Raw genomic sequence first — 24342 nt, forward strand, 5'->3', positions numbered from 1 at the left:
AGAAATTTTCGAGGTCAGGGCTTTTCCAGCAGGTCCGGCCGGCGCTCCTGCGTGAGGGCCTTGGACTGCTCGCGACGCCAGCGGTCGATCCGCCCATGATCCCCCGATGTCAGCACCTCGGGAATCTCCCGGCCCTCAAAGCTCTGCGGCCTGGTATAGTGAGGATATTCGAGCAGGCCGTGCTCGAAACTTTCATCCGCATGGCTTTCAGCGGCCCCCAGAACGCCGGGCAACAGCCGGACCACCGCTTCGAGCAGCACCATCGCGGCAACCTCTCCACCGGCCAGCACATAATCGCCAATGGAGATTTCTTCGAGGCCGCGCGCTTCGATCACCCGCTGATCGATGCCCTCGAACCGCCCGCAAACGATCACCGCCCCCGGCCCTTTTGCCAAGGCGCGCACCCGCTCCTGGGTCAACGGCGTGCCCCGCGGGCTCATCACCAGCTTTGGCCGCGGATCGGTGGCTGGGGCGACATCATCAAGCGCCGCGGCAAGGATATCGGCGCGCAGCACCATGCCCGCCCCCCCGCCCGAGGGCGTATCGTCCACGGTGCGATGGCGATCCTTGGCGTAATCGCGCAGGAAATGGGTATCGAGCGACCAGGCGCCGTTGTCCATGCCGCGCCCGATCACCGAAGCCCCCAACGGCCCCGGAAACAATTCGGGAAACAGCGTGATGATCGAAGCGCGAAAGCTCATTGCGGGTCCACATCATCCGGGTCGCGCGGCGTATCGTCGAGCCACCCCTCGGGCGGAACGGCCACCACATAGCCTTGGGCAATCTGTATCTCGGGCACCACCGCCCGCGTGAACGGCAGATAGACCGATTTACGCCCGCCAGCCAGGCGGACGTCCAAAAGATCGTCGGAGCCGAAATTTTCGACGGCGGAGATCGTCCCCAGCACCGCCCCATCGTCGAGACGCACCTCAAGCCCGATCAGGTCCGCGTGATAGAACTCATCGTCCTCGGGTGCATCGAGCCGATCGCGGGCCACATAGAGCGAGACGCCGTTGAGCGCTTCGGCGGCGTTGCGATCGGTGACCCCTTTGAGGGTCGCGATCAAAACGGTCTTGGCCAATCGGGCCCTGGTGATGGAAACCACGAGGCCCGGCCGGTCGGTCTCCAGCGGATCGAAGCTGGCAAGCGCCAGCGGATCCTGGGTGAAGGGGGTGATCCGCACTTCACCCCTGATCCCATGGGCCGCACCGATCCGGCCCATGAGAATAGGTTTGTCAGGCGTAAAGCCTTCGCTCACCGGTCTTACTCGGCGGACGCTTCTTCAGCAGGCGCTTCAGCCGGAGCGGCAGCAGCTTCGGCAGCGGCCTCTTCAGCGGCCTTCTTTTCCTCAAGGCGTTCGATGGCCTTGGCGCCGGGCTTGCCCTTGTTGGGGTTGTTGCGGGCTTCTCGCTTCAGCAGGCCAGCGGCATCGAGGAAGCGCTCGACGCGGTCGGTCGGCTGGGCACCGGTGCTGAGCCAATGGGTAGCGCGCTCGGTGTTGAGCACGATGCGCTTTTCATCGTCCTTGGCCAGCATGGGGTTGTACGAGCCGATACGCTCGATGACGCGACCGTCGCGCGGCGAACGCGCCTCGGCAACGACCACGTGGTAATAAGGGCGCTTCTTGGAGCCGGCGCGGGCCAGGCGAATCTTGATAGCCATGGGTGTTCTCTGAACTTTCTCTGGTTTTAAAAACTGCGGTTATTTCTTTTTTCCCGGCAGGCCGGGCAATCCCGGAAGACCGGGGAATTTCGACCCGCCCAGACCGGGAAGACCGGACAGCCCCGAGCCCCCCTGCTTGACGAGTTTGGAAAAATCATCGGGAAGGCCCGCGGGATCGGCGCCCATCTGCTTGGCCATCTGCTCGATCTGGGCGGGATCCATATCGGGCATACCGCCCCGGCCCAGCATCGACTTGCCCATGCCCCCGAACATGTTGGCCAGCCCGCCACCGCCGCCGCGCGAGACCTTTTTCATCATGTCGGCCATCTGGCGGTGCATCTTGATGAGCTTGTTGATCTCGGAGACTTCGACCCCGGCCCCGGCGGCAATGCGCTTGCGCCGCGAGGCGTTCAGCAGATCGGGCTTTTCCCGCTCTTTAAGGGTCATCGACTGAATGATGGCCACCTGACGGTCGAACATCTTATCGTTGAGCTTGTCGGCAGGAAGGTTCTTGGCCATCCCTCCCATGCCCGGCATCAGCTTCATGAGCGACGCCATGCCGCCCATCTTTTTCATTTGCTGGAGCTGCCCCATCAGATCGTTGAGGTCGAACTGGCCCTTCTTGAGCTTCTTGGCCATCTTCTGGGCGTCTTCGGCGGTGACCGTCTCGGCCGCCTTTTCGACCAGCGAGACGATGTCACCCATGCCCAGAATGCGGTCGGCGATGCGCGCGGGGTGGAAATCTTCCAGCGCATCCATCTTTTCACCGACACCGATCAGCTTGATCGGCTTGCCGGTAGCGGCCCGCATCGACAGCGCTGCACCACCCCGCCCGTCGCCATCGACGCGGGTGAGCACGATGCCGGTAATATCAACGCGGCTGTCGAAACTGCGGGCCAGATTGACCGCGTCCTGACCGGTGAGGCTGTCGGCAACCAGCAGAATTTCGTGTGGATCGGCGACGCGTTTGATCTCGGCGGTTTCCGCCATCAGCTCTTCGTCGATATGGGTGCGCCCGGCGGTATCGAGCATCACCACATCGTAGCCGCCGGTCCGCGCCGTCGCGATGGCGCGTTTGGCGATCTCTACGGCGGACTGACCGGGAACGATATCAAGCGTATCGACGCCGATCTGGCTTCCCAGCGTCTTGAGCTGTTCCATCGCCGCCGGACGGCGGGTGTCGAGCGAGGCGAGCAGAACCTTCTTGTTCTGGCGCTCCTTGAGCCGTTTGGCGATCTTGCCGGTGGTGGTGGTCTTACCCGAACCCTGGAGCCCGACCATGAGGATCGGCACCGGCGCGGGCGCATTGAGCGAAAGTGGGGCCGCCTCCTCGCCCAGAACGGCTATCAGTTCGTCATGGACGATCTTGACGACCTGCTGGCCGGGTTTGACCGAGCGGGTGACCTCGGCGCCCACGGCGCGCGCACCAACCTGTTCGGTAAAGGCCCGCACAACTTCGAGCGAGACGTCGGCCTCGATCAGCGCGCGGCGCACTTCGCGCAGCGCGGCCTGAACATCGGCTTCGCTGAGGGCACCCCTTCCGGTGATACCGGAAAAAATCTTGCCCAGACGGTCTGACAGGCTTTCAAACATGCAATCGGCTCACTGGTCTTAAGTCAGCAGGAAGAATTCGAATATGGGTAAAAACCGGTCAAATGCAAAACACACCCGCGGGCGCAACGCGCTGGCGGGTGTTGACCGGCCCCCTCGCAAGAGGGCCCAGTGACTCGAAATCCATCATGTCCTGACAGAAGGTCGTGGCGGCTTATACGGTTCAGCCCGGCGAGAGTCAATTGCCGCATGAGCTCGGCAAAGGTGGAAATCTTATGGATTTTACGCCATATAGGCCGGGATCACACCGCAACCGAGCCCGAGCCCTTTTTTCGATGACCGCGCCGCTGCCCTATCTCAAGATGAACGGCCTTGGAAACGACTTCGTCGTCCTTGACGCGCGCCAGGAAAAAATTGCGCTGACTGCTCGACACATCCGGGCCATCGCCAACCGCGAGACGGGCATCGGCTGCGATCAGCTTATCATCATGGAACACGACAGTATCGACGGCATCGATGTGTTCATGCGCATCTATAATGCGCAAGGCGACGAAGTGGACGCCTGCGGCAATGCCACGCGCTGTGTCGCCGGGCTGATCGCTGAGGAAAATGGCGTTGCGACCGTCGCCGTGCGTACCAATGCCGGCCTCATCACGGCGCGCGTCAATGGTGCCATGGTGACCGCCGATATGGGCCGGCCCAAATTCGGCTGGCAGGACATTCCGCTGGCCGAACCATTTGCCGATACCACCGGCATCGAATTGCAGGTCGGACCCATCGATCACCCTGTGCTGCACACCCCGTCCGTTGTCAGCATGGGCAACCCCCATGCCATCTTCTGGGTTGCTGACCCAGATGCCCACGATCTGGGCCGCCTCGGGCCATTGCTGGAAAACCATCCGATCTTTCCCGAACGCGCCAATATCACCCTGGCGCAAGTGCTCTCCCCAGAACGCATCCGAGCCAGAGTGTGGGAGCGCGGGGCGGGGCTGACGCAGGCTTGCGGCACCGCCGCCTGCGCCACCGCCGTTGCTGCTGCGCGCAAGGGCCTGACCGGCCGTACGCTCACCATTGAATTGCCCGGCGGTACTCTCTCCATCGATTGGCGGCAAAGCGACGATCACGTGCTGATGACCGGCCCCTGGGCGCTGGATGGCGAGGGCGTCATTCCTCCCGCTCTTTTGGCGGAGGATGCGGCATGAGCATCGAAACCATCACCTTTGGCTGCCGCCTCAACGCCTATGAATCGGAAGTGATCAAGGCCGAGGCACAAAAATCAGGCCTCACCGACGCGATCATCATCAACACCTGCGCGGTGACCGCCGAGGCGGTGCGGCAGGCCAAGCAGACCATCCGCAAGGCGCGACGCGAAAGTCCGGACGCCAAGATCATCGTCACCGGCTGCGCGGCGCAGACCCAGGCCCGTGATTTCGGCGACATGGCCGAGGTCGATCTGGTGATCGGCAACGATGACAAGCTCAAGGCCGAGAGCTACCAGCCCATCGCCTTTGGCGTTCCGCTCAACGACAAGGTGCAGGTCAACGACATCATGAGCGTCGTCGAGACCGCCGGCCACCTGATTGACGGATTGGACGGGCGCGCCCGCGCCTTCGTGCAGGTACAAAATGGCTGCGACCACCGCTGCACCTTCTGCATCATCCCCTATGGCAGGGGCCCCTCGCGTTCGGTGCCGATGGGCATGGTCGTCGAGCAAATCAAACGCCTTGTCGGCAAGGGCTATAAGGAAGCGGTGCTGACCGGGGTCGATATCACCTCCTATGGCGGCGACCTGCCCGGTGCCCCCACCTTGGGCAAGCTCACGCAAGCGATCTTGCGCCACGTTCCGGACCTGCCGCGCCTGCGCATTTCCTCGATCGATTCCATCGAGGCCGACCCCGCGCTCTATGAGGCGGTGACCGATCCGCGGCTGATGCCGCATCTGCACCTGTCGCTGCAATCGGGCGATGACATGATTTTAAAGCGCATGAAGCGCCGCCATTTGCGGCACGATGCGCTGGAGATCGTCGACAAGCTGCGGGCCTTACGCCCCGACATGGTGTTTGGCGCCGATATCATCGCGGGCTTTCCCACCGAAACCGATGCCATGTTTGACAATACCTTCCGCTTCGTCACCGAAGCGGAGCTGACCTATCTGCACGTCTTCCCGTTTTCCCAGCGTGAGGGAACACCAGCGGCGCGCATGCCGCAGGTCAACAAGCGCATCGCCAGAGACCGCGCCGCCCGGCTGCGGGCTTTAGGCGACGCCCAGTTTGCCAAACTCTGCGCATCCCGGGTCGGCCAGCACGAATCGGTGCTGGTCGAGCATGACGGCATGGGCCGCAGTGAACAATTTGTGCCGGTGCACCTCGATACAGGCGCGCCGGGCGACATCGTCGATGTCGAAATCCAAGCCGTTATGGCGGACGGGCTGGTGGCCCGTCCTAAAAGGGTGGCCGCATGAGTCAGGATAAAAAACCCGGTTTCTGGGACCGGCTGTTTGGCAGCGACAAGGGCAAGGCCCCTGAAACCGTCGAAGACGCCACGCCCGCGCCGGAGCCCGAGGTCGAGGCCGAAGTCGAAGTCGAAGTCGAAACTGACATCGAAGGCCAGCAGCCTGATCAACCCGACAGCCGCGACGCTGCGCCCCCGGAAATGCAGGCTGAATGGATTCGCTCCGGGCGACCCAATCCGCCCGAACACGAGCCGCCAACCCCCGCGCATGTGGAAACCGACCAGCGCGCCGAGGAGAGCGCAGAGGCAGAGCCGGACCGTCCCCAAAGCTGGCTGCAACGGCTCAGCAGCGGGCTCAAACGCTCCTCGGACAATCTGTCGAGCTCGATCGGCGCTATTTTCACCAAGCGGAGACTCGATGAGGCTACGCTTCAGGACCTCGAAGATACGCTGATCGCCGCCGATCTGGGAATCGATACCGCCACCGCCATCGCCGAACGGCTGCGCGCCGACAAGTTCGACAAGGACATTGCACCCGACGACGTGCGCGCTGCGCTGGCCGCCGAAGTGGAAGCCGTGCTCGAACCGGTAGCCCAGCCACTCACCATCGATCCGGGCAAACACCCCTTCGTTATCCTGATGGTCGGCGTTAACGGATCCGGCAAGACCACGACCATCGGCAAGCTGACCGCCAAGCTCAAAGCCGAGAACAAATCGGTGCTGCTGGCCGCCGGCGACACGTTTCGCGCCGCGGCGGTGGAACAGCTGCAGGTGTGGGGCGAGCGCAATCAGGTGGAGGTGGTGACCCGACCAACCGGGGCCGATGCCTCCGGCCTTGCCTTCGACGCCGTCGCCCGGGCGCAGGAGACCGGCACCGATGTGGTGATCATCGACACCGCAGGCCGGTTGCAGAACCGCACGGAACTGATGGATGAGCTGGAAAAGATCATCCGCGTCATCAAGAAACGCATTCCCGACGCGCCCCATGCGACGCTTTTGACGCTGGACGCAACGACGGGACAGAATGCCCTTAATCAGGTCGAAATTTTCGGGCAGAAAGCCGGGGTCAGCGGATTGGTTATGACCAAGCTCGATGGGACGGCCAGAGGCGGCATTCTCGTCGCCATCGCCCGGCGCTTCGGCCTGCCTATTCATTTTATCGGTGTGGGCGAATCCATTGGGGATCTCGAACCGTTCCGCGCCGCCGATTTCGCCCGCGCCATCGCGGGCAAGGAGTGATCCATGCCGCAAACCGACACCAAAGCGGCCCAGCCGCACGCTGAAGGCCAGGTCGAAGACCTGCGGCCCGCCCTCACCAAGCTGGCGCTCGAACTGGGGCCTTTGGTGGTGTTTTTCATCGTCAACGCCCAGGGCGAGCGAATTCTCAACGCGGTGCCCGCGTTCAAGACCTGGTTTTCACAGCCGATCATCTTTGCCACGGCGGTGTTCATGGTCGCCATGGCCATATCGCTGGCGCTGTCGAAACTGATCCTCAAACGCATTCCGGTGATGCCGCTGGTGACCGGCGCCGTGGTCCTCGTTTTTGGCGGGATGACGCTCTATTTCCAGGACGCGACCTTCATCAAGCTCAAGCCCACCATCACCAATGTGCTGTTCGGTTCGGTGCTGCTGGGGGGCCTCGTGTTCGGCCATTCGCTGCTGCGCTATGTATTCGGCGAAGTCTATCGGCTCAAGGATCGCGGCTGGTATCTGATGACCCTGCGCTGGGGCCTGTTCTTTTTCGCCCTCGCCGCGCTCAACGAAATCGTCTGGCGCAATTTTTCCGACGATTTCTGGGTATCGTTCAAGGTCTGGGGGATCATGCCGCTGACCATGATCTTCACCATGAGCCAGATCCCGTTGCTCACCCGCTACGCCCCGGACGAGGAAAGTCCCGCACCGGCCACCGCACAAGACAGCGCGGCGACAAAGGCTTAAAGCGGCTGACGCGCCGCTTCGATGGCCGGGAGAAGGTGCTCGCGGTAACTCTCGGGGTCGAGCGGGCCGACATGCTTGAAGCGGATGATCCCGGCGTCATCGACCACAAAGGTCTCGGGAACTCCATAGACGCCCCATTCCAACCCGGCCCGCCGGTCGCGATCGGCACCGACCCGATCATAGGGATTGCCCAGTTCGGCGAGAAAAGCCCGGGCATTGTCCGCCGGGTCGTCGTAATTCATCCCGAAAATCTCGACGTCCTCGCCGGTGAGCTGCATCAGGACGGGATGCTCGTCCCGGCAGGGGATGCACCAGGACGCAAAGACGTTGACGACGACAACGCCATTGCCAGCCAGATCGGCTGTGGCAAAGCCGGGCTGGTCATGGCCCTCGACGGCCGGCAGGTCGAACACCGGCACCGGCTTGTCGATGAAAGCAGACGGCACGAAGCTGGTCGAACGGCCCATCTGGCTGGCAAAGATGGCCACCAGCCCGGCGAGCACGACCAGCGGCAGCGCCGCCAGTCCGATTCTCATTGCAGGCTTCATTGTGCCCGGCGCGTCTGCCGCGCAGCTTCAAGCACCGCAACTCGTGCCTTCGCCTGACGGGCCGACAGCACCGTCCACACGATCAAGACGCCCACTACGGCGAGGGTGCCGCCATAGGAGGCCGCGACAAATTCCCAATGTTGTCCAAGCGCGATCATGCGGCATCTCCAGCGGCGCGAGCCTGTGCGATTTCCAGCGAGCGAATCCGGCGCCGCGTTATTTCGGTGCGCATGCGCACCAGATGCAGCGTCAAAAACAGCAGGGAAAAGGCGAGGGTCATGACAAGAAGCGGTATCAGAATGCTGCTGTCCACGGTCGGGCCATCGAGACGGAATACCGAAGCGGGCTGGTGCAGGGTCTGCCACCAATCGACGGAAAACTTGATGACCGGGATATTGATTGCGCCAACGAGGGTGATCACCGCGACGATGCGCGCTGCCTTGAGCTGGTCGTCGAAAGCCCGCCACAGGGCGATCAGCCCCAGATAGATGAACAAAAGCACCAGGGTCGAGGTCATGCGCCCGTCCCACTCCCAGAACGTTCCCCAGGTCGGGCGGCCCCACATCGAGCCGGTGAACAGGGCCAGCGCCGTGAACGCCGCGCCCAGCGGCGCTGCCGCCTTCTGGCTCACATCGGCCATGGGATGCCGCCAGACCAAAGTCCCGATGGCCGAGCAAAACATGATGGCATAGCAAAACTGGCTCAGCCAGGCGCTGGGCACGTGCACATACATCATGCGCACCGTATCGCCCATCTGATAGTCGGCGGGCGAACCGTAAAACGCGTAAAATAGTCCCACTGCGAAGGCGAGAGTGGTGATGACGATCAGCGGCACGATCACGTGGCGCGACCACCCCATGAACATGCCCGGATGGGCAATGCGGGTGAACCATCCCGGTTCGACCGTCTTAGCGTGAGTATCGGCCATTTATTCTCCGGAAATCTTTAACGCCAGCGCCGCGGCAAACGGCGCAAGGACCATGCTCAAAAGACTCAATGCCGCCAGAAGCAGCAGGGCCTGGGACGATCCGCCCAGCCGCGCGACATCGAACGCGCCCGTTCCGAAAATAAGCACAGGCAGGCTCAGCGGCAAGACAAGAACTGGGGCGACCAGTCCGCCCCGCTTGAGGCCAACTGTCACAGCCGCGCCGATTGCCCCGAAACCCGCCAGCGCGGGCGTGCCCAGAACCAGCGACAGCGCCGCCAGCCTGAAGGCGGGCCCGTCCATGCCCAGAACCAGGGCAAGCACCGGCGTTGCAACGATCAGCGGCAGACAGGTCAGCAGCCAATGGGCGATCAGCTTGGCAGCCACGATCGCCTCCAGCGGCAGCGCTGCATGACGGAACAGCACCAGACTGCCATCTTCGAAATCAGTGCGGAACAAGCGGTCGTGGGACAAAAGCTGCGCCAGCAAAGCCGCGACCCAGACAATGGCCGGGGCCAGCCGGGCGAGAAGCGTTTTGTCCGGCCCCACTGCAAACGGCATCAAAACACCGACAATTACGAAAAACAGCACAAGGGTGAGCAGATCACCCCCCTGCCGCAGACCCAGCCGCAGATCGCGACCGATGACGGCGAAAAAACCCGTCATACCCGCCCCCGATCAAGAGTGAGCGTTTTCACGGCACCAACGAGCGGAACATCAAGATGGGTGGCGATCACCGCCATCCCGCCCCCGGCCAGATGGGCCGATACCAGATCGGCAACCCACGCGGCACCGGACGCATCGAGGGCATTGGTAGGTTCATCGAGCAACCACAGCGAACGGGGCACCGCCACCAGCCGTGCCAAGGCCAGCCTGCGGGTCTGGCCCGTGGACAGCAGCCCGGCATCGATCCCGTCGAGCCTCCCCAACCCGGCACGATTCAGGGCACTGGCAATATCAGCACCCCTTGCGCCGAACACATCGGCCCAGAAGCGCAAATTTTCATGAACGCTCAGGCCCGATTTGATGGCCGGCGTCTGGGCGACATAATGGATATGGGCATGAACCGGTGCCTCGGGATCGGGCTTTGCATGCGCGATGCGCCCGGCCTCGGGATCGAGCAAACCGGCCAGCGCCATGAGTAGCGAACTTTTTCCCGCGCCGTTGGGCCCACGCACCAGCAAGGCCTCGCCCGGGGCCACATCAAAGCTCAGATCGGTCAAAATCACCCGTCCGCCACGCACAACGGTCAGCGCGTCGACGCTGAGGCCAGGTTCCACCATACAGGAAAGCCCTTCGTTATCTTGCCAAAAGCTCTATTGAACCAAAGTCCGGGCTGGCAAGTGTAAATTGGATTCATTATAGAAAGGACGAAAATGACAGGGAAGGTGACGAATCTCTCCTGTCAGACGCCTCCGGACGTGCGGTGGCCATTGCAGCGTTTTCTTGAGCGGTCTTGGGAAAGAGCGTTTTCCCTGATTTAGACGCCGCCCAAAAGGCGCCAAATTGGCCGTTTGGCCCGGTTTCTTTCGGAGGCGCCCGCAATCCTTTCCAAGACAAGGCGGACCGCGTGACCGATACATCCAATAGCTTCAAAGCCAAAACGACCCTCACCGTTGGTAACAAGGCCTATGCGATCTTTTCGCTTCCCGAAGCGGAAAAGAACGGATTGGACGGCATCGCCCGCCTGCCGCACTCGCTCAAGGTGGTGCTGGAAAATCTGCTGCGCTTCGAGGACGGGCGCACCGTCAAGGCCGCCGATGTCGCCGCCGTTCAGGCCTGGCTTGACGATCGCGGCAAAGCGGGTCACGAAATCTCCTATCGTCCGGCCCGTGTCCTGATGCAGGATTTCACCGGCGTTCCCGCCGTTGTCGACCTCGCCGCCATGCGCGACGCCACCGCACAGCTTGGCGCCGACCCCCAAAAGATCAACCCGCTGGTGCCGGTCGATCTGGTGATCGACCACTCTGTCATGGTCGATTATTTCGGCACGCCACAGGCGTTCGAACAGAACGTGGAACGCGAATATGAGCGCAATGGCGAGCGCTATGAATTCCTGCGCTGGGGCCAGTCGGCGTTTGAAAACTTCCGCGTTGTCCCCCCCGGAACCGGCATCTGCCACCAGGTCAACCTCGAATACCTCGCCCAGACTGTCTGGACCAAGACCGAAAACGGCGAAGAAATCGCTTATCCCGACACGCTGGTCGGCACCGACAGCCACACAACGATGGTCAACGGCCTGGCTGTGCTGGGCTGGGGCGTGGGCGGCATCGAAGCGGAGGCAGCCATGCTCGGCCAGCCGATTTCGATGCTGATTCCCGAAGTGATCGGCTTCAAGTTCACCGGCAGGCTGCCCGAAGGCACCACCGCCACCGACCTTGTGCTGCACGTCACCGAAATGCTGCGCAAGAAGGGCGTGGTCGGCAAGTTCGTCGAATTCTATGGCGCCGGGCTTTCGAACCTGTCGCTCGAAGACAAGGCGACCATCGCCAACATGGCGCCCGAATATGGCGCGACCTGCGGGTTCTTCCCCATCGATCGCGAAACCATCAAATACCTCAATGATTCGGGCCGCGAGCCAGATCGGGTGGCGCTGGTTGAGGCCTATGCCAAGGCACAGGGTATGTTCCGCACCGACGCCGACGAAGACCCGGTGTTCACCGATACGCTCGAACTCGACCTGGCATCGGTCGTGCCCTCGCTGGCCGGCCCCAAGCGCCCGCAGGACCGTGTGGCGCTGGTCGATGCCGCCTCGGCTTTCGCCACCGCGCTCGACGATCTGGCCGGTGGACGCAAGGATACCACCAAGCTCCCCACCAGCCGCGAGGAAAGCCGCTTCGTCAATGAAGGCGCAACCGGCGTGCACGATGTCCCCGAAGATGACCGGCATCCCGGGTTCCCGGTGGACGGGTGCGATTACAAAATTTCCGATGGCTCGGTGGTGATCGCGGCGATCACCTCATGCACCAACACCTCCAACCCCTCGGTGCTGATCGCCGCCGGACTGGTGGCCCGCAAGGCCCGCGAAAAGGGCCTCGCCCCTATGCCGTGGGTCAAGACCTCGCTCGCGCCGGGCAGCCAGGTGGTGACCGAATACCTCACCAAATCGGGGCTGCAGGAAGACCTCGACGCCATGGGCTTCAACACGGTCGGCTATGGCTGCACCACGTGTATCGGCAACTCCGGGCCGCTTGATGAGGAAATTTCGAAAACCATCAACGAGAACGACCTCGTCGCCGTCTCGGTGCTGTCTGGAAACCGCAATTTCGAAGGCCGGGTCAATCCCGATGTGCGGGCCAACTATCTCGCCTCGCCCCCGCTAGTCGTCGCCTACTCGCTGCTCGGCAAGATGACGCGGGACATCACCACCGAATCTCTGGGCAATGACTCGGACGGCAACCCCGTCTATCTGCGCGATATCTGGCCTACATCCGCCGAGATCGCAGACGTGCTGCGCACCGCCATTTCGGTCGAGATGTTCAAGCGCCGCTATGGCGACGTGTTCAAGGGTGACGAACGCTGGCAGCAGATCAAGGTCGATGGCGGCGAGACCTACAGGTGGAACTCTTCCTCCACCTATGTGCAGAACCCTCCGTATTTCGAGGACATGACACTTACCCCCGCCCCGATCACCGATATCGAAGACGCCAGGGTCCTGTCGCTGTTCCTTGATTCGATCACCACCGACCACATCTCCCCGGCGGGTTCGTTCAAGGCGGGAACTCCGGCCGGGCGCTATCTGGTCGAGCATCAGGTCAAGCCCATCGATTTCAACTCCTATGGCGCCCGTCGCGGCAACCATGAAGTGATGATGCGCGGCACTTTTGCCAATATCCGCATCCGCAACCAGATGCTCGACGATGTCGAGGGCGGATTTACCAAATCGCCTTCAGGCGAGACCGTCCCCATCTATGACGCGGCCATGGAGTACAAGGCTCAGGGGACGCCGCTGGTGGTGTTTGCCGGCAAGGAATATGGCACCGGCTCGTCACGCGACTGGGCGGCCAAGGGCACGACCCTTTTGGGCGTGCGCGCCGTGATCGCGCAGAGCTTTGAGCGGATCCACCGCTCCAACCTCGTGGGCATGGGTGTGCTGCCGCTGGTATTTACCGATGGTGCGAGCTGGCAGAGCCTTGGGATCACCGGCGATGAAACCATCTCGATCCGCGGGCTGGCCACTATCGAGCCGCGCCAGACCCTTGAGCTCGACATCACCTTTGCCGATGGCCGCAAGCAGGTGGTTCCGGTGCTGCTGCGCATCGATACCCTCGACGAGCTGGAATATTACCGCCACGGCGGCATCCTGCACTACGTGCTGCGCAACCTTGTCGCCGCCTAAGCAGGCAGGCAAAATCCATTGGAAAGGGCGGCACCAGCCGCCCTTTTTTGTGTCCTGCGGTCTGTCGGTTTAACTTAGGGCTTAAAGACCCAAAACGGATTTGACGCCGATCACCCCGAGAAAGACGAGAATCATCCGGTCGAACGCCGTGCTCGACAATTTTGCGGCGAGCCATTGGCCCAACGGCATGAACAGGAAGGTCGGCAGCAGGGCAAAAGCACTTTGCACCAGCCATTCGGGCCGCAATACACCCGCCAGCCACAACGAGAGCGCCTGACTGATCCCCAGCAGCAGAAACATCACCGAGGTCGCATAAACATGCGCGTCACGGCCAAGGCGCATCGCATGAATGAACGTTACCCCGATCGGCGCCGAAATCCCGGTCGATCCGTGCAATACCCCAGCCCCCAGTCCTGCGGGCAACGCCCAGCGGCGGGCAAGGTCTGGCCCGAGGGTGAAATGCGGGTTGGCAAGCCGCAACACCAGATAGCCCAGCAACAGCAGTCCCAGCGTCAACGCCAGGCCCCGTTCGGGAACGGTGGTCAGAAACCACGTGCCGATTCCCACCCCGACACTGCAAGCCACCAGCATGGGCACCAGAAACGCCAGCCGCTGATCGGTGCGGGCCCTGCGGAAATCCCAGATTTGCCAGGCATTGGACACCAGAATGGGAACGATCAGAACACAGATGGCATGTTGCAACCCGATGAGGCTGGCGAGAATAGGAATGGCGATCAGCGGCATTCCCATGCCGGTAGCGCCCTTGGCCACCGATCCCGCGCCCACGGCGACGACGATGAGGGCAAGCGTTTGAAAATCCATGACGTTCCGAAAGGTGCCCTTAAACAAGATCAACGCCCGTCGGCGCCTGTCCCTGCTAGCGCAATCGGATCACCGGCGCAAACCCTTGCGCCGGGCGATTGTCCCGGGCGTTCTGATGCAACGGTAGCGCAGAAAAGCAAAAAGGGCCTTTCGGCCCTTCAACACCCGGCCTTCCGGCCATTGTATTTTTTGGAGCGGGCGATGAGATTCGAACTCACGACCCTAACCTTGGCAAGGTTATGCTCTACCCCTGAGCTACGCCCGCACTCCAATTTGCAGCGCTGCCCTTGGCGGCACTGCGATGCGCGCTTATATGCCCAACCAAAATGACAATTGCAACCCCAATCTTGCAATCGATGACCGATGAAAATGTTGAAAACTTTTTCCCCGTCGGGATTGGGGTTTTTTGCACGGTTTGCCGGGTTGGTGTATGGCTCGGCACACAAGCAGGCGCGGGCCAGAAGCGATCATTAAAGGCACCTCACGATGAACCTCAATCTCAATTCCCCCTCGGCCCAGCCAGACGCGGCGCTTATCATCGATTCGTCGACGGCGAGTTTTCAGGCCGATGTGCTCGACGCTTCGCTGGAGCGGCCCGTCCTTGTCGATTTCTGGGCCCCCTGGTGCGGCCCATGCAAGCAGCTGACCCCGGTTCTCGAAAAGGTCGTTACGGCGCTGCGCGGCAAGGTGGCGCTGGTCAAGATCAATGTCGATGAGAACCAGGCTTTGGCCGGCCAGATGGGCGTACAGTCGATCCCGGCGGTGTTTGGCTTTGTCGGCGGACGTCCGGTCGATGGCTTTATGGGCGCGCTTCCGGAAAGCGAGGTCGCCCGGTTTGCCCAAAAGCTGATCGACATGGGGACTCAGGCCGGTGTCGGCGGGCCAACGGACGCCGAGGCCCAGATTGCCGCCGCGCTGGACGCCGCCCAAGCAGCCCTCGATGCGTCCGATTTCGACCACGCCTATCAGATTTACGCCAGCGTTCTGCGCCACGCTCCTGATTCCGTCGATGCCCTCGTCGGTATCGCCACCGTGCAGCACAAGACCGGCGACCGCGAGGGCGCGCGACAGACCCTCGCCATGTTGCCGGAGGGCGAAAGCCATCCCGGCGCGGATGCCCTGCTCAAGACCATTGCGCTTGACGAGCAGGCCGACCAGCTTGGCGACAGCGCGCTGCTGGAACAAAAACTCGCAGCCGATCCTGCCGATCATCAGGCCCGGTTCGACCTGGCCTTGATCCTCAACGCGAAAGGCGAGAGACTCGACGCCGCCCAGAACCTGATCGCCATCATGGAGCGCGACCGCGAATGGCAGGACGACGGCGCGCGCCGCAAACTGCTGGAACTTTTTGAAGCCTGGGGCCCCAAAGACCCCGCAACGCTCAAGGGCCGCCGGATGTTATCGACGGTTCTGTTTCGCTGAGCGCGCATAAAAGAGGTATCATCATGCGCCCGCCGGGCTCGATCGCCGACTTGCCGGACAGGCTCGCTCTCTTTCCCCTGAGCCGCGCCCTGCTTTTGCCGGGAACCCACCGCCCGCTCAACGTCTTTGAGCCCCGCTTTGTCACCATGGTCGATGACGCGCTGGCGACCAACCGGCTGCTGGGCGTCATCCAGCCCACGGACACCACCCAGGAAGCGCCGCGCGGACAGGTGCCGCTGGAAAAAACCGGATGTGTCGGGCGCATCATCCACTTTGAGGAACAGGCCGAAAACCGCTATTTCATCATACTGGCCGGGGTTTGCCGGTTTCACCCGGGCGAGGAACTGGCGGCGGAAACGCCCTATCGGCAGGTGCTCATCGACGTCTCGCCCTTTGCCGCCGACTTCACGCCCCATTTGGGCGAGGATGCGATCGACCGCACGCAACTGCTCTCGGTCTTGCAGGCTTATGCGGAATTTTCCGGCATCGAGGTCGATTGGGACGAGATCGAGGATCTGGGAACCGGTGAACTGGTCAATCTCGCCGCCATGCTCAGCCCGCATGGGGCGCCGGAAAAACAAGCGCTGCTTGAAGCCAAGACCATCGTTGAACGCGCCGAAACCCTGATGGCCCTCGCCGAAATGGAAATGGCGCGCGCCCACTCGGGTGTCGTTCTGCAATGACCCGCAAGCCACTCCAGCGCTCTGACGCCGAGCGGCAACGCTACCGGCTCGATCCGCGGACGCTGGAGATGCTGGTGTGTCCCTTGAGCAAGACGCGGCTGATCCTGTCTTCCGACAAATCAGAACTGATTTCCATCGTCGCGCGCTATGCGTTCCCGATCCGCAAGGGTGTGCCGCTGTTGGTCATCGATGCCGCACGGCGCATCGACGAGGACGAAGTCGAGGCGCTGCGCAACCGGCCAGCTGATCCCGACTGACGCCATTTATGGAGCAAGGCCTTTGAGAAGCTTGGCGCCGGTCGTGCCAGCCGAATGGGTGACGAAAGCTTGCTTGAGCGGATCGAGGCGATCGACCACGGAAAGGCCAAGATCACGCATCGCCCGCAGGGGCCGCAGATCATTGGAAAACAACCGGTTGAGCCCATCGGTGGCCAGCGCCATCAGCGCGGTATCGCCACGCCGCCGCGTCTCATAGCGCTCCAGAACCCCCAATCCGCCGAAATCCTCACCCAACCGCACCGCTTCGACCAGCACTTCGGCGAGCACGGCAACATCGCGCAGGCCCAGATTGAGGCCCTGCCCGGCCAACGGGTGAATGACATGGGCCGCATCGCCCACTAGCGCCAGGCGCGGCGCGACAAACTTGTGCGCCAGCACCAGGCGGAGCGGAAAACTTTGCACGGTTTCGACAATCTCGACAGCGCCCAGAACCGAGCCCATCGCCGCTTCGATCCGGCCAGCCAGCCCTTCGGAGCTCATAGCGAGCAAGGCTTTGGCCGTGTCCGCGCGTTCGGCCCAGACCAGCGAGGAATAATTGCCCCGCAGCGGCAGGGAGGCAAACGGTCCGCCAGGCAGGAAATGTTCGTAGGCAATATCATTGTGAGGTTGGAAATGGCGGATGGTAGTGACGAGACCGGCCTGGCGATAATCGCGAGTAAACGTCCTGATCCCCGCCAGCCCCCGAAGCGTCGACTGCCCGCCATCGGCGGCAATGACCAGTCGCGCCGCAATCTGCCGCCCGTCTTCCAGAACCACCTGCGCCTCTGCCGGACCGGTCGAAAACTGCGCTACCGTTCCCGGGTCAAGGATTTCAATCCGGTCCTTCGCAGCGGCAATCAGCGCGGCGGCGCTGGCGGTGTTGGGCACCATATGCGCAATGGGCTGGCCCGGAGCCTCGGGGCCGCCGAAATCGAGCAGGACGGGCCGCGCGATATCGCCGGTCCCTGAATCGGTGATCTGCATCCGGGCGACCGGATTGGCCTCCTTGGCCATGCCGGGCCATACATCGATGGCTTCGAACAGGTGCCGCACCCCGGCCGAGATCGCCGAGGCGCGCAAATCCTTGGGCACGGTCAGCGCCCGCCGGTCAAGCAGGCCCAGCTTGATGCCTGGCAGGAATTTCGCCAGCGCGATGGCCAGGGTCATCCCCACCGGCCCACCGCCAACGATCAACACATCGAAAGGTCCGACTGCGTTGTTTTCCGCCATGCCTAGTGCTCCTTGAAGGGGGGTGCATCCGCAGCACCATGCGCCGCCGCAGGACCAGTGACAAGGGCACGATTGCCGCATAGCCAAGTGCCCCGACACCAACAGAATGCGCCATTGCGCACCTGACTGTCGGGTCCACGGCGAACCACGCGACACAATGCGCGCGTTTGCTAATCCAAGGTTAACCATGCCCGGCTAGGTTGCTCGAAAGTTCTGCGTAACCGACCGGCTGTTTCGATGACTCTTCACCCTGCTTCGAATCTCGATGACCACCGCTCCGCGCCCGTTCTGGCCATCGCCATTCCTGTGCGACTGGTTGGTGTTCTGGTTGCGCTGGCGTGTTTGCTGGGTCTTGTCGCCCTTGCGTCCTGGTCGGTGGATGATCCCTCGTTTTCCTACGCCACCGACAAACCGGTCGAAAACTGGCTCGGGTTTGCCGGGTCTGCCTTTGCCGACATGGGGTTCCAGCTTCTAGGCCTCGGTGCGCCGCTGCTTTTGTTGCCGCCGCTGTTCTGGTCCTGGTCGATGATTCGCCGCATCGTGCCCTCCTATCTGGGCTTGCGGTTCGGCGGCTGGCTCAGCGGAACGCTGCTGGCCACCGGAATGTTCGCCTGTATCCCGACGCCCGAAACCTGGCCGCTGCCGCTCGGGCTGGGCGGGTTTGTTGGCTCGGGCTTCAGCGCGCTGTATGGTTTTGTCCTCGGGCAGGCTCCACAGGGATGGGGCGCGATTGCCTTCGGTCTGGTGCTGGGCGCTCCGGCCCTTGGCCTCATATTGCTCTCGGCCCGGACCCGTCCGCCCTTCGAGATGGACAGGCCCGCCCCTTCCAAGTCCAAAAAGCGCCAGCGCGCACCGGAGCCGGAAGCTGAGAGCGATATCGATTCGGCTGGCATTTTCGCCATTGGCATGGGCTTTGTCGCGCACTCCTTTTATGGCGCACGGGCCACATTCAAACGTCTGTTCCGTGGCAATGCAAAGGACCAAACCCTTCCCGCCCGCCACTGGCAGGGCGGCGATTTCGAACCACAACTCGACCGCGCGATCGCCGTCCACCGCAGCGAGCCGCCGCTGTATCGTGAAGAGGACGACCAGGAGCGAGAAGATTTCTACGATGAGGACGATCTGGATATCGCGCCGCGTCAGCGCAATGACGCTGATGATATTGCGCGCCTGATCACCGGAGAGACCCCCGTCGGGCGCGCCCGCGTCGCCGCTCCGGCGCCCCGGCCCGCACCCTCCGCGCGGCAAGCCCGGGAAGCCCAGACCTCGTTTTTCTCTCAGGACGGGTTCGAACTGCCCCCGCTTGAGTTGCTGGCCGCGCCGTGCGCCAATCAATTGCCCGCCGAACACCGCCCGGAAGCGCTGGAGAGCAACGCCAAATTGCTCGAAGGCGTGTTGGAAGATTTTGGCGTCAAGGGCGACATCATCAACGTGCGCCCCGGCCCGGTCGTCACCCTTTACGAACTCGAACCTGCCCCCGGTATAAAGTCGAGCCGGGTCATCTCGCTCGCCGACGATATTGCCCGTTCGATGAGCGCAATTTCCGCCCGCGTCGCGGTGGTTCCCGGCCGCAACGCCATCGGCATCGAACTGCCCAACAAGACCCGCGAGACCGTATTCCTGCGCGAGCTTCTGGCCTCTGCCGATTATGACAAGGCCAAGGCCAAGCTGCCGATCTGCCTTGGCAAGACCATTGGCGGCGAGCCCATCATCGTCGACCTGGCCCGTATGCCGCACCTTCTGATTGCCGGCACCACCGGCTCGGGTAAGTCGGTGGGCATCAACACCATGATCCTGTCGCTGCTCTACAAGATGAGCCCCGAACAGTGCCGCCTGATCATGATCGACCCCAAAATGCTTGAGCTCTCGGTCTATGATGGCATCCCCCATTTGCTCACTCCCGTGGTGACCGATCCCGCCAAGGCGGTGGTCGCGCTCAAATGGGCGGTCCGCGAGATGGAGGACCGCTACAAGAAGATGAGCAAGATCGGCGTGCGCAACGTCGATGGGTTCAACGCCCGCGTTTCGGAGGCCGCCGCCAAGGGCGAGACCATCACCCGCACCGTGCAGACCGGTTTTGATCGCGAGACCGGCGAAGCGATCTTTGAATCCGAAGAGTTCGACCTCGAACCGCTCCCCTATATCGTCGTCATTGTCGATGAGATGGCTGATCTGATGATGGTCGCGGGCAAGGATATCGAAGGCACCATCCAGCGCCTGGCGCAGATGGCACGCGCCGCCGGCATCCACATCATCATGGCCACCCAGCGCCCCTCGGTTGACGTCATCACCGGCACGATCAAGGCCAACTTCCCCACCCGCGTGTCCTTCCAGGTGACCTCCAAGATCGACAGCCGCACCATCCTGGGCGAGCAGGGTGCCGAGCAGCTGCTGGGCAATGGTGACATGCTCTATATGGCCGGTGGCGGACGCATCAAACGGTTGCACGGCGCGTTTGTCGCCGATAACGAAGTCGAAGATATCGTCACCCACCTCAAGAGCCAGGGCACGCCCGAATATCTCGAATCGATCACCGCCGAGGACGAGGACGGTCAGGGAAGTTTTGACAGCGATGGCGGTTTCGGCGGATCCGGCGATGACCTCTACGACAGGGCGGTCAATATCGTGCTTGCCGACAAGAAGGCTTCGACCTCCTATATCCAGCGCCGGCTCTCGGTCGGATACAACCGGGCGGCGACGCTGATCGAGCGCATGGAGCAGGAAGGCATCATTTCGCCCGCCAATCACGCCGGCAAGCGCGAAGTGCTGATTGGCGACAACGCGGACGGATATTAGCCTTCACGACGCACACGATCGCAAGCCGCGCCGTTCGCGCTCTTGCCGCAATTGGGTCTTACCCAATCCGGCAAGGGGCAATTTCGCTTCCATCGCTTTGGAGTGCCGCGATGATTCGCTTGACCGCCATGATTACCGCCCTGCTGTTCGGGCTTGTTCTGGCCGGGCCGGGCCTTGCCCAGTCCCGGACGCTGACCCCGGACGAGGAGTTCGTGTTGCAGGAGATTTCCCGGCACAATACCGAAATCCGTTCCATGGCCGGACGCTTCATGCAGATCGACAGCCAGGGCGGACGTGTCGAGGGCACTTTCTGGCTCAAGCGCCCCAATATGGTGCGGTTCCGCTACGCCCCGCCAAGCCGCGAAGAGATCATCTCGCAAGGCTCGGGGTTTTACGTCATCGACCGCCAGGCCCAGACGCAATACGCCTATGCTCAGGAACACGTACCGCTGCGCCAGTTTCTGGGCGATCAGGTGAGCTTGATCAATTCGAACCTCTCCGATGTGGTGATGAGCGAAAGCCATGTCTCGGTAATGATCACCGATGACAGCCCCATCGGCACGGTGCAGGTCTCGCTGATCTTCGAGCGTGAAAGCCTCGATCTTGTGCAATGGAGCCTGATCGAGCCTTCGGGTGTCGAAACCACGTTTTCGATCTACGAAACGCAAAAAAACATCGACATCCCGGACCATTATTTCCGCATCGATCCCACCTATCGCTCGGTGAACGCGCCCAACTGACCCCCCTGCCCCGGTCCGGGCTTTACCGCGCCGGACCGGACGGCCATAAAGACGGCCCGTCCTTCTTTCGGTCCATTTCGAGTCGTCCATGTCCTCTCTTGCCACCTGGAACATCAATTCGGTGCGTCTGCGCCTGCCGATCGTTGTCGATTTTCTCGCCCAGTATTCGCCTGATGTCCTGTGCCTGCAGGAAATCAAGTGCATGAACGACCAGTTCCCCGCCCGGGCGCTGGCCGAGGCGGGTTATCCCCATCAGGCGGTGCACGGGCAAAAGGGCTATCACGGTGTTGCCATCGTCTCGAAATTCCCCCTCGACGAGATCAACGCCCGCGGGTTCTGCGATATCCCCGATTGCCGGCATGTGTCGGCCCGGGTCGATCTGGGCAGCGGGCCGGTAACCGTGCATAATTTCTATGTGCCAGCCGGGGGCGATGTCCCCGATCCGGACATCAATCCGAAATTCCGCCACAAGCTCGATTTCCTTGCGGAGATGCAGGACTGGTTCGACGAACTCATATTCGACGACCGGCAGCTGATCTGCGGTGATTTCAACATCGCCCCCCATGAAAACGACGTCTGGAGCCACAAGCAATTGCGCAAGGTGGTGTCCCACACGCCGATCGAGACCGAGGCGCTTGATCGGCTGCTGTCGCGCCGCAACTGGGTCGATCTGGTGCGTCAACACATCCCGATCGAGGAAAAGATCTATTCCTGGTGGAGTTATCGTGCCAAGGACTGGGATGCCTCCGACCGGGGCCGCCGTCTCGATCACATCTGGGGCACAAGGGACATCGCCGCCCGGGCCAGCGCTGCCCACATCCTGCGTCCTGCAAGAGGCTGGTCAGACAAACCCTCCGATCACGTGCCGGTCATTGTCGAATTCGGCTGAGGGTTTCCGCCCCTACCCGGAAAAGCGGCCATCCAGCTGCACGATGGTATCGAGATAACGCGCCAGTTCGGCGCGCAGGGTTGCGGCTACGTCCTCGGCGAGCGCCGGATCGGTGCGCAGCAGTTTGAGGAATGGCTCGCGCGGTACATGCAGCAACTCGCTACCGCGGATTGCGCAGACCGTGGTTGAGCGGGGCCGGGTGAGCATCAGCCCCAATTCTCCGATCAGCGAGACCGGCTCGATCCGGAACCGGTTTCCGGTCTGGTCAGCCTGGGGGCCAGCTTCGAGCGTTCCCGACACCAGCACATACGCGCCGTCCGCAGTATCTCCGGCTGCATACAGCTCATCGCCAGCGCGCAGGGAGACGTCCTCGCTCACAAAGGCAAGGAGCCGCAACTGCTCGTCCGAAAAACCCGCAAACATATCCAGCGTGCGGAACGCGGCCATGGCCGCCGCTTCGTCCATACCTGCCCCCAAGCAAGCCTTGAGGCCCCATGAATGCCATAAATTGACGCTCACGCAAAGACTTGGCGCGGTTTGAGAACAAGGGAATACCACGTGTTCTCCAAGGAAGCGCAACAAAAAGACGGGAGAGCCTCTTCGCTCAGCGACCGAAGTTAGGGGACCAGACGATAGCCGCCTTCCTCGGTCACCAGCAGCCGTGCGTTGGACGGGTCGCGCTCGATCTTCTGACGCAGGCGATAGATATGGGTTTCAAGCGTATGCGTGGTGACCCGGTTGTTATAGCCCCAGACTTCCGACAGCAGCACGTCGCGCGATACCGTCCGCGGTCCCTGCCGGTAGAGGAATTTGAGGATCGAGGTTTCCTTGTCGGTGAGCCGGATCTTGCTGCCTTCCCCGGCATCCATGAGCTTGGCGGCGGGATGGAAACTGTATGGGCCGATGGTGAACACCACGTCCTCACTCTGGTCGTGCTGCCGCAATGCAGAGCGAATCCGCGCCAACAACACCGAAAAGCGGAACGGCTTGGTCACATAGTCATTGGCCCCGCTCTCAAGGCCGCTTATCTCGTCGGCTTCGCTATCCTGGCCGGTGAGCATGATGACCGGCGCCCGAAACCCATCGGCGCGCATCTGTTTGAGTGCCTCGCGCCCGTCCATGTCGGGCAGGCCGACATCGAGCAGCAGCATATCGAAATGCCCGTCCTTGACCTTTTTCAGCGCCGCGCCGGCGGTATCGGCCTCAGCGATATCGAATTCACGATAGGGTTCGAACTGGCCGACGAGGGCAGCCCTGAGATCGGCGTCGTCATCGACGATCAGCAAACGGCGCTTGTTCATGTTCAAACTCCCGATAGGTCCCGGACATAGTCGCTTGCGGAACAAAGCTCTGGCTCAATTTAGGGTCCGGCCTGCACCGCGCCAATCACATGCGCGTTATCGCGTTCCGAACAGCGCTGACCCCACCCGAACCTGTGTCGCCCCCATCAATACCGCCGTTTCGAAATCAGCACTCATCCCCATGGACAACTCGGCCAGTCCCGCGTCGCGCGCCAATTCGGCCAGTTGCGCAAAATACGGCCCCGGTGCCGCCTCCAGCGGAGGAATACACATCAGACCAACGATATCGAGGCCATATTGATCCTTGCACCGCGCGACAAAAGCGACAGCCTCATCCACGGCAATCCCGGCCTTCTGCTCCTCGCCGCCAATATTGACCTGCACGAAACAGGGCAGTCGGCGGTTCTGCTTTTCCATTTCTGTCCCCAGAATGCGTGCCAACCGGTCGCGATCGACGCTTTCGATCACGTCGAACAGCGCCACGGCATCGGCGGCCTTGTTGGTTTGCAGCGGGCCGATCAGATGCAAGACGAGATCGGGGTGCGCCGCCTTGAGCGCGGGCCATTTCGCCTGCGCTTCCTGGACGCGGTTCTCGCCGAAATGGCGCTGACCGGCAGCGATTAGCGGTTCAATCGCCTCCGGCCCAAAGGTCTTGGAGACGGCAATCAATTGAGCCTCCGTGGCGCCATCGACACGCGCGGCGGCGCGCGCGATGCGCTGCTTGATGGCATCAAGGCGTTGGGCAGCGGTTTCCGGGGCGTTGGAACTCATGGCACTGTTGACCTTCC

At 62.2% G+C, this 24342-nt stretch carries 25 protein-coding genes and 1 tRNA gene; 11 read left to right on the top strand and 15 right to left on the bottom strand.

Features of this window, described 5'->3' with window-relative positions:
- Positions 1-14: 14 nt before the first annotated feature.
- From trmD to ffh, 4 genes are read right to left on the bottom strand one after another with little or no spacing between them, the layout of a single operon-like run.
- Positions 15-701, bottom strand: a complete 687-nt coding sequence (gene trmD, locus VNS12_RS08725; RefSeq protein ID WP_325487435.1) for a tRNA (guanosine(37)-N1)-methyltransferase TrmD — start codon at positions 699-701, stop codon at positions 15-17.
- Positions 698-1258 (bottom strand): ribosome maturation factor RimM, encoded by a 561-nt coding sequence (rimM, locus tag VNS12_RS08730; RefSeq protein ID WP_325487436.1) that lies wholly within the window; start codon positions 1256-1258, stop codon positions 698-700. Before rimM ends, trmD begins: the two co-directional genes overlap by 4 nt.
- A 5-nt stretch (positions 1259-1263) precedes the next feature.
- The gene (rpsP, locus tag VNS12_RS08735; protein WP_325487437.1) at positions 1264-1662 is read right to left on the bottom strand and encodes a 30S ribosomal protein S16; all 399 of its coding nucleotides are present in this window, start codon (positions 1660-1662) and stop codon (positions 1264-1266) included.
- Positions 1663-1701: 39 nt separating this feature from the next.
- Positions 1702-3255 carry a signal recognition particle protein gene (gene ffh, locus VNS12_RS08740; protein ID WP_325487438.1) on the bottom strand — a complete coding sequence of 518 codons (1554 nt, stop codon included), beginning with the start codon at positions 3253-3255 and terminating at the stop codon, positions 1702-1704.
- A 293-nt stretch (positions 3256-3548) separates the two neighbouring features.
- Here ffh and dapF point away from each other — a divergent pair, with 293 nt between their 5' ends.
- The 4 genes from dapF to VNS12_RS08760 are packed head-to-tail and all read left to right on the top strand — an operon-like array spanning position 3549 to position 7602.
- Positions 3549-4415: a diaminopimelate epimerase gene (dapF, locus tag VNS12_RS08745; protein WP_325487439.1), complete on the top strand. Its 867-nt coding sequence runs from the start codon at positions 3549-3551 to the stop codon at positions 4413-4415.
- Positions 4412-5674, top strand: a complete 1263-nt coding sequence (gene mtaB / locus VNS12_RS08750; RefSeq protein ID WP_325487440.1) for a tRNA (N(6)-L-threonylcarbamoyladenosine(37)-C(2))-methylthiotransferase MtaB — start codon at positions 4412-4414, stop codon at positions 5672-5674. Before dapF ends, mtaB begins: the two co-directional genes overlap by 4 nt.
- The gene (gene ftsY / locus VNS12_RS08755) at positions 5671-6903 is read left to right on the top strand and encodes a signal recognition particle-docking protein FtsY (protein WP_325487441.1); all 1233 of its coding nucleotides are present in this window, start codon (positions 5671-5673) and stop codon (positions 6901-6903) included. The genes mtaB and ftsY overlap by 4 nt, the downstream gene beginning before the upstream one ends.
- Positions 6904-6906: 3 nt before the next feature.
- Positions 6907-7602, top strand: coding sequence for a septation protein A (locus tag VNS12_RS08760; RefSeq protein ID WP_325487442.1), 696 nt, complete (start codon positions 6907-6909; stop codon positions 7600-7602).
- Here the strand turns inward: VNS12_RS08760 and VNS12_RS08765 are convergent.
- The 5 genes from VNS12_RS08765 to ccmA are packed head-to-tail and all read right to left on the bottom strand — an operon-like array spanning position 7599 to position 10358.
- Positions 7599-8138 (bottom strand): DsbE family thiol:disulfide interchange protein, encoded by a 540-nt coding sequence (locus tag VNS12_RS08765; RefSeq protein WP_325487443.1) that lies wholly within the window; start codon positions 8136-8138, stop codon positions 7599-7601. The genes VNS12_RS08760 and VNS12_RS08765 overlap by 4 nt on opposite strands.
- Before the next feature lie 8 nt (positions 8139-8146).
- Positions 8147-8308: a heme exporter protein CcmD gene (ccmD, locus tag VNS12_RS08770; RefSeq protein WP_325487444.1), complete on the bottom strand. Its 162-nt coding sequence runs from the start codon at positions 8306-8308 to the stop codon at positions 8147-8149.
- Positions 8305-9078 (bottom strand): heme ABC transporter permease, encoded by a 774-nt coding sequence (locus VNS12_RS08775; protein ID WP_325487445.1) that lies wholly within the window; start codon positions 9076-9078, stop codon positions 8305-8307. The genes ccmD and VNS12_RS08775 overlap by 4 nt, the downstream gene beginning before the upstream one ends.
- A complete protein-coding gene (gene ccmB, locus VNS12_RS08780; RefSeq protein WP_325487446.1) occupies positions 9079-9741 on the bottom strand; it encodes a heme exporter protein CcmB in 663 nt (220 codons plus the stop codon).
- The gene (gene ccmA, locus VNS12_RS08785) at positions 9738-10358 is read right to left on the bottom strand and encodes a heme ABC exporter ATP-binding protein CcmA (RefSeq protein WP_325487447.1); all 621 of its coding nucleotides are present in this window, start codon (positions 10356-10358) and stop codon (positions 9738-9740) included. Before ccmA ends, ccmB begins: the two co-directional genes overlap by 4 nt.
- Before the next feature lie 287 nt (positions 10359-10645).
- Here ccmA and acnA point away from each other — a divergent pair, with 287 nt between their 5' ends.
- A complete protein-coding gene (gene acnA / locus VNS12_RS08790) occupies positions 10646-13414 on the top strand; it encodes an aconitate hydratase AcnA (protein WP_325487448.1) in 2769 nt (922 codons plus the stop codon).
- Between the two features lie 81 nt (positions 13415-13495).
- Here the strand turns inward: acnA and VNS12_RS08795 are convergent, their stop codons facing one another.
- A complete protein-coding gene (locus VNS12_RS08795) occupies positions 13496-14236 on the bottom strand; it encodes a sulfite exporter TauE/SafE family protein (RefSeq protein ID WP_325487449.1) in 741 nt (246 codons plus the stop codon).
- A 190-nt stretch (positions 14237-14426) separates the two neighbouring features.
- A tRNA-Gly gene (locus tag VNS12_RS08800) sits at positions 14427-14501 on the bottom strand.
- Between the two features lie 221 nt (positions 14502-14722).
- Here VNS12_RS08800 and VNS12_RS08805 point away from each other — a divergent pair.
- Genes VNS12_RS08805 through VNS12_RS08815 form a run of 3 tightly spaced genes read left to right on the top strand, consistent with a single transcriptional unit; the run spans position 14723 to position 16598 of the window.
- On the top strand, positions 14723-15658 hold the full coding sequence (locus tag VNS12_RS08805) for a co-chaperone YbbN (RefSeq protein WP_325487450.1): 936 nt from the start codon (positions 14723-14725) through the stop codon (positions 15656-15658).
- Between the two features lie 23 nt (positions 15659-15681).
- On the top strand, positions 15682-16341 hold the full coding sequence (locus tag VNS12_RS08810) for an LON peptidase substrate-binding domain-containing protein (RefSeq protein ID WP_325487451.1): 660 nt from the start codon (positions 15682-15684) through the stop codon (positions 16339-16341).
- Positions 16338-16598 carry a Trm112 family protein gene (locus tag VNS12_RS08815; RefSeq protein ID WP_325487452.1) on the top strand — a complete coding sequence of 87 codons (261 nt, stop codon included), beginning with the start codon at positions 16338-16340 and terminating at the stop codon, positions 16596-16598. Before VNS12_RS08810 ends, VNS12_RS08815 begins: the two co-directional genes overlap by 4 nt.
- 6 nt (positions 16599-16604) lie before the next feature.
- Here the strand turns inward: VNS12_RS08815 and VNS12_RS08820 are convergent, their stop codons facing one another.
- Positions 16605-17828 (bottom strand): FAD-dependent monooxygenase, encoded by a 1224-nt coding sequence (locus VNS12_RS08820; RefSeq protein WP_325487453.1) that lies wholly within the window; start codon positions 17826-17828, stop codon positions 16605-16607.
- A gap of 237 nt (positions 17829-18065) precedes the next feature.
- Here VNS12_RS08820 and VNS12_RS08825 point away from each other — a divergent pair, with 237 nt between their 5' ends.
- The 3 genes from VNS12_RS08825 to xth all read left to right on the top strand — a co-directional run bounded on the left by VNS12_RS08825 (position 18066) and on the right by xth (position 22253).
- Positions 18066-20624, top strand: a complete 2559-nt coding sequence (locus tag VNS12_RS08825; protein ID WP_325487454.1) for an FtsK/SpoIIIE family DNA translocase — start codon at positions 18066-18068, stop codon at positions 20622-20624.
- A 110-nt stretch (positions 20625-20734) separates the two neighbouring features.
- Positions 20735-21364 (top strand): LolA family protein, encoded by a 630-nt coding sequence (locus VNS12_RS08830; RefSeq protein WP_325487455.1) that lies wholly within the window; start codon positions 20735-20737, stop codon positions 21362-21364.
- Positions 21365-21452: 88 nt separating this feature from the next.
- Complete coding sequence (gene xth / locus VNS12_RS08835) at positions 21453-22253, top strand: exodeoxyribonuclease III (RefSeq protein WP_325487456.1); 801 nt, start codon at positions 21453-21455, stop codon at positions 22251-22253.
- 12 nt (positions 22254-22265) lie between these two features.
- On the opposite strand, the gene VNS12_RS08840 is transcribed toward xth, so the two are convergent.
- The 3 genes from VNS12_RS08840 to VNS12_RS08850 all read right to left on the bottom strand — a co-directional run bounded on the left by VNS12_RS08840 (position 22266) and on the right by VNS12_RS08850 (position 24325).
- Entirely contained in the window at positions 22266-22718 is a 453-nt protein-coding gene (locus VNS12_RS08840; RefSeq protein ID WP_325487457.1) for a Crp/Fnr family transcriptional regulator, read from the bottom strand.
- Positions 22719-22870: 152 nt separating this feature from the next.
- Positions 22871-23554 carry a response regulator transcription factor gene (locus tag VNS12_RS08845; protein WP_325487458.1) on the bottom strand — a complete coding sequence of 228 codons (684 nt, stop codon included), beginning with the start codon at positions 23552-23554 and terminating at the stop codon, positions 22871-22873.
- 96 nt (positions 23555-23650) lie between these two features.
- Positions 23651-24325, bottom strand: a complete 675-nt coding sequence (locus VNS12_RS08850; RefSeq protein WP_325487459.1) for a YggS family pyridoxal phosphate-dependent enzyme — start codon at positions 24323-24325, stop codon at positions 23651-23653.
- Positions 24326-24342 lie beyond the last annotated feature (17 nt).

The sequence above is a fragment of the Pelagibacterium sp. genome (genome assembly GCF_035555455.1).
Lineage (GTDB): Bacteria > Pseudomonadota > Alphaproteobacteria > Rhizobiales > Devosiaceae > Pelagibacterium.

What these genes read in the sequence shown, in the direction of transcription:
- trmD (WP_325487435.1), bottom strand. Translation starts at nt 701, where the DNA reads ATGAGCTTTCGCGCTTCGATCATCACGCTGTTTCCCGAATTGTTTCCG.
- rpsP (WP_325487437.1), bottom strand. Translation starts at nt 1,662, where the DNA reads ATGGCTATCAAGATTCGCCTGGCCCGCGCCGGCTCCAAGAAGCGCCCT.
- ffh (WP_325487438.1), bottom strand. Translation starts at nt 3,255, where the DNA reads ATGTTTGAAAGCCTGTCAGACCGTCTGGGCAAGATTTTTTCCGGTATC.
- dapF (WP_325487439.1), top strand. Translation starts at nt 3,549, where the DNA reads ATGACCGCGCCGCTGCCCTATCTCAAGATGAACGGCCTTGGAAACGAC.
- mtaB (WP_325487440.1), top strand. Translation starts at nt 4,412, where the DNA reads ATGAGCATCGAAACCATCACCTTTGGCTGCCGCCTCAACGCCTATGAA.
- ftsY (WP_325487441.1), top strand. Translation starts at nt 5,671, where the DNA reads ATGAGTCAGGATAAAAAACCCGGTTTCTGGGACCGGCTGTTTGGCAGC.
- VNS12_RS08760 (WP_325487442.1), top strand. Translation starts at nt 6,907, where the DNA reads ATGCCGCAAACCGACACCAAAGCGGCCCAGCCGCACGCTGAAGGCCAG.
- VNS12_RS08765 (WP_325487443.1), bottom strand. Translation starts at nt 8,138, where the DNA reads ATGAGAATCGGACTGGCGGCGCTGCCGCTGGTCGTGCTCGCCGGGCTG.
- ccmD (WP_325487444.1), bottom strand. Translation starts at nt 8,308, where the DNA reads ATGATCGCGCTTGGACAACATTGGGAATTTGTCGCGGCCTCCTATGGC.
- VNS12_RS08775 (WP_325487445.1), bottom strand. Translation starts at nt 9,078, where the DNA reads ATGGCCGATACTCACGCTAAGACGGTCGAACCGGGATGGTTCACCCGC.
- ccmB (WP_325487446.1), bottom strand. Translation starts at nt 9,741, where the DNA reads ATGACGGGTTTTTTCGCCGTCATCGGTCGCGATCTGCGGCTGGGTCTG.
- ccmA (WP_325487447.1), bottom strand. Translation starts at nt 10,358, where the DNA reads ATGGTGGAACCTGGCCTCAGCGTCGACGCGCTGACCGTTGTGCGTGGC.
- VNS12_RS08795 (WP_325487449.1), bottom strand. Translation starts at nt 14,236, where the DNA reads ATGGATTTTCAAACGCTTGCCCTCATCGTCGTCGCCGTGGGCGCGGGA.
- VNS12_RS08805 (WP_325487450.1), top strand. Translation starts at nt 14,723, where the DNA reads ATGAACCTCAATCTCAATTCCCCCTCGGCCCAGCCAGACGCGGCGCTT.
- VNS12_RS08810 (WP_325487451.1), top strand. Translation starts at nt 15,682, where the DNA reads ATGCGCCCGCCGGGCTCGATCGCCGACTTGCCGGACAGGCTCGCTCTC.
- VNS12_RS08815 (WP_325487452.1), top strand. Translation starts at nt 16,338, where the DNA reads ATGACCCGCAAGCCACTCCAGCGCTCTGACGCCGAGCGGCAACGCTAC.
- VNS12_RS08820 (WP_325487453.1), bottom strand. Translation starts at nt 17,828, where the DNA reads ATGGCGGAAAACAACGCAGTCGGACCTTTCGATGTGTTGATCGTTGGC.
- VNS12_RS08825 (WP_325487454.1), top strand. Translation starts at nt 18,066, where the DNA reads ATGACTCTTCACCCTGCTTCGAATCTCGATGACCACCGCTCCGCGCCC.
- VNS12_RS08830 (WP_325487455.1), top strand. Translation starts at nt 20,735, where the DNA reads ATGATTCGCTTGACCGCCATGATTACCGCCCTGCTGTTCGGGCTTGTT.
- xth (WP_325487456.1), top strand. Translation starts at nt 21,453, where the DNA reads ATGTCCTCTCTTGCCACCTGGAACATCAATTCGGTGCGTCTGCGCCTG.
- VNS12_RS08840 (WP_325487457.1), bottom strand. Translation starts at nt 22,718, where the DNA reads ATGGACGAAGCGGCGGCCATGGCCGCGTTCCGCACGCTGGATATGTTT.
- VNS12_RS08845 (WP_325487458.1), bottom strand. Translation starts at nt 23,554, where the DNA reads ATGAACAAGCGCCGTTTGCTGATCGTCGATGACGACGCCGATCTCAGG.
- VNS12_RS08850 (WP_325487459.1), bottom strand. Translation starts at nt 24,325, where the DNA reads ATGAGTTCCAACGCCCCGGAAACCGCTGCCCAACGCCTTGATGCCATC.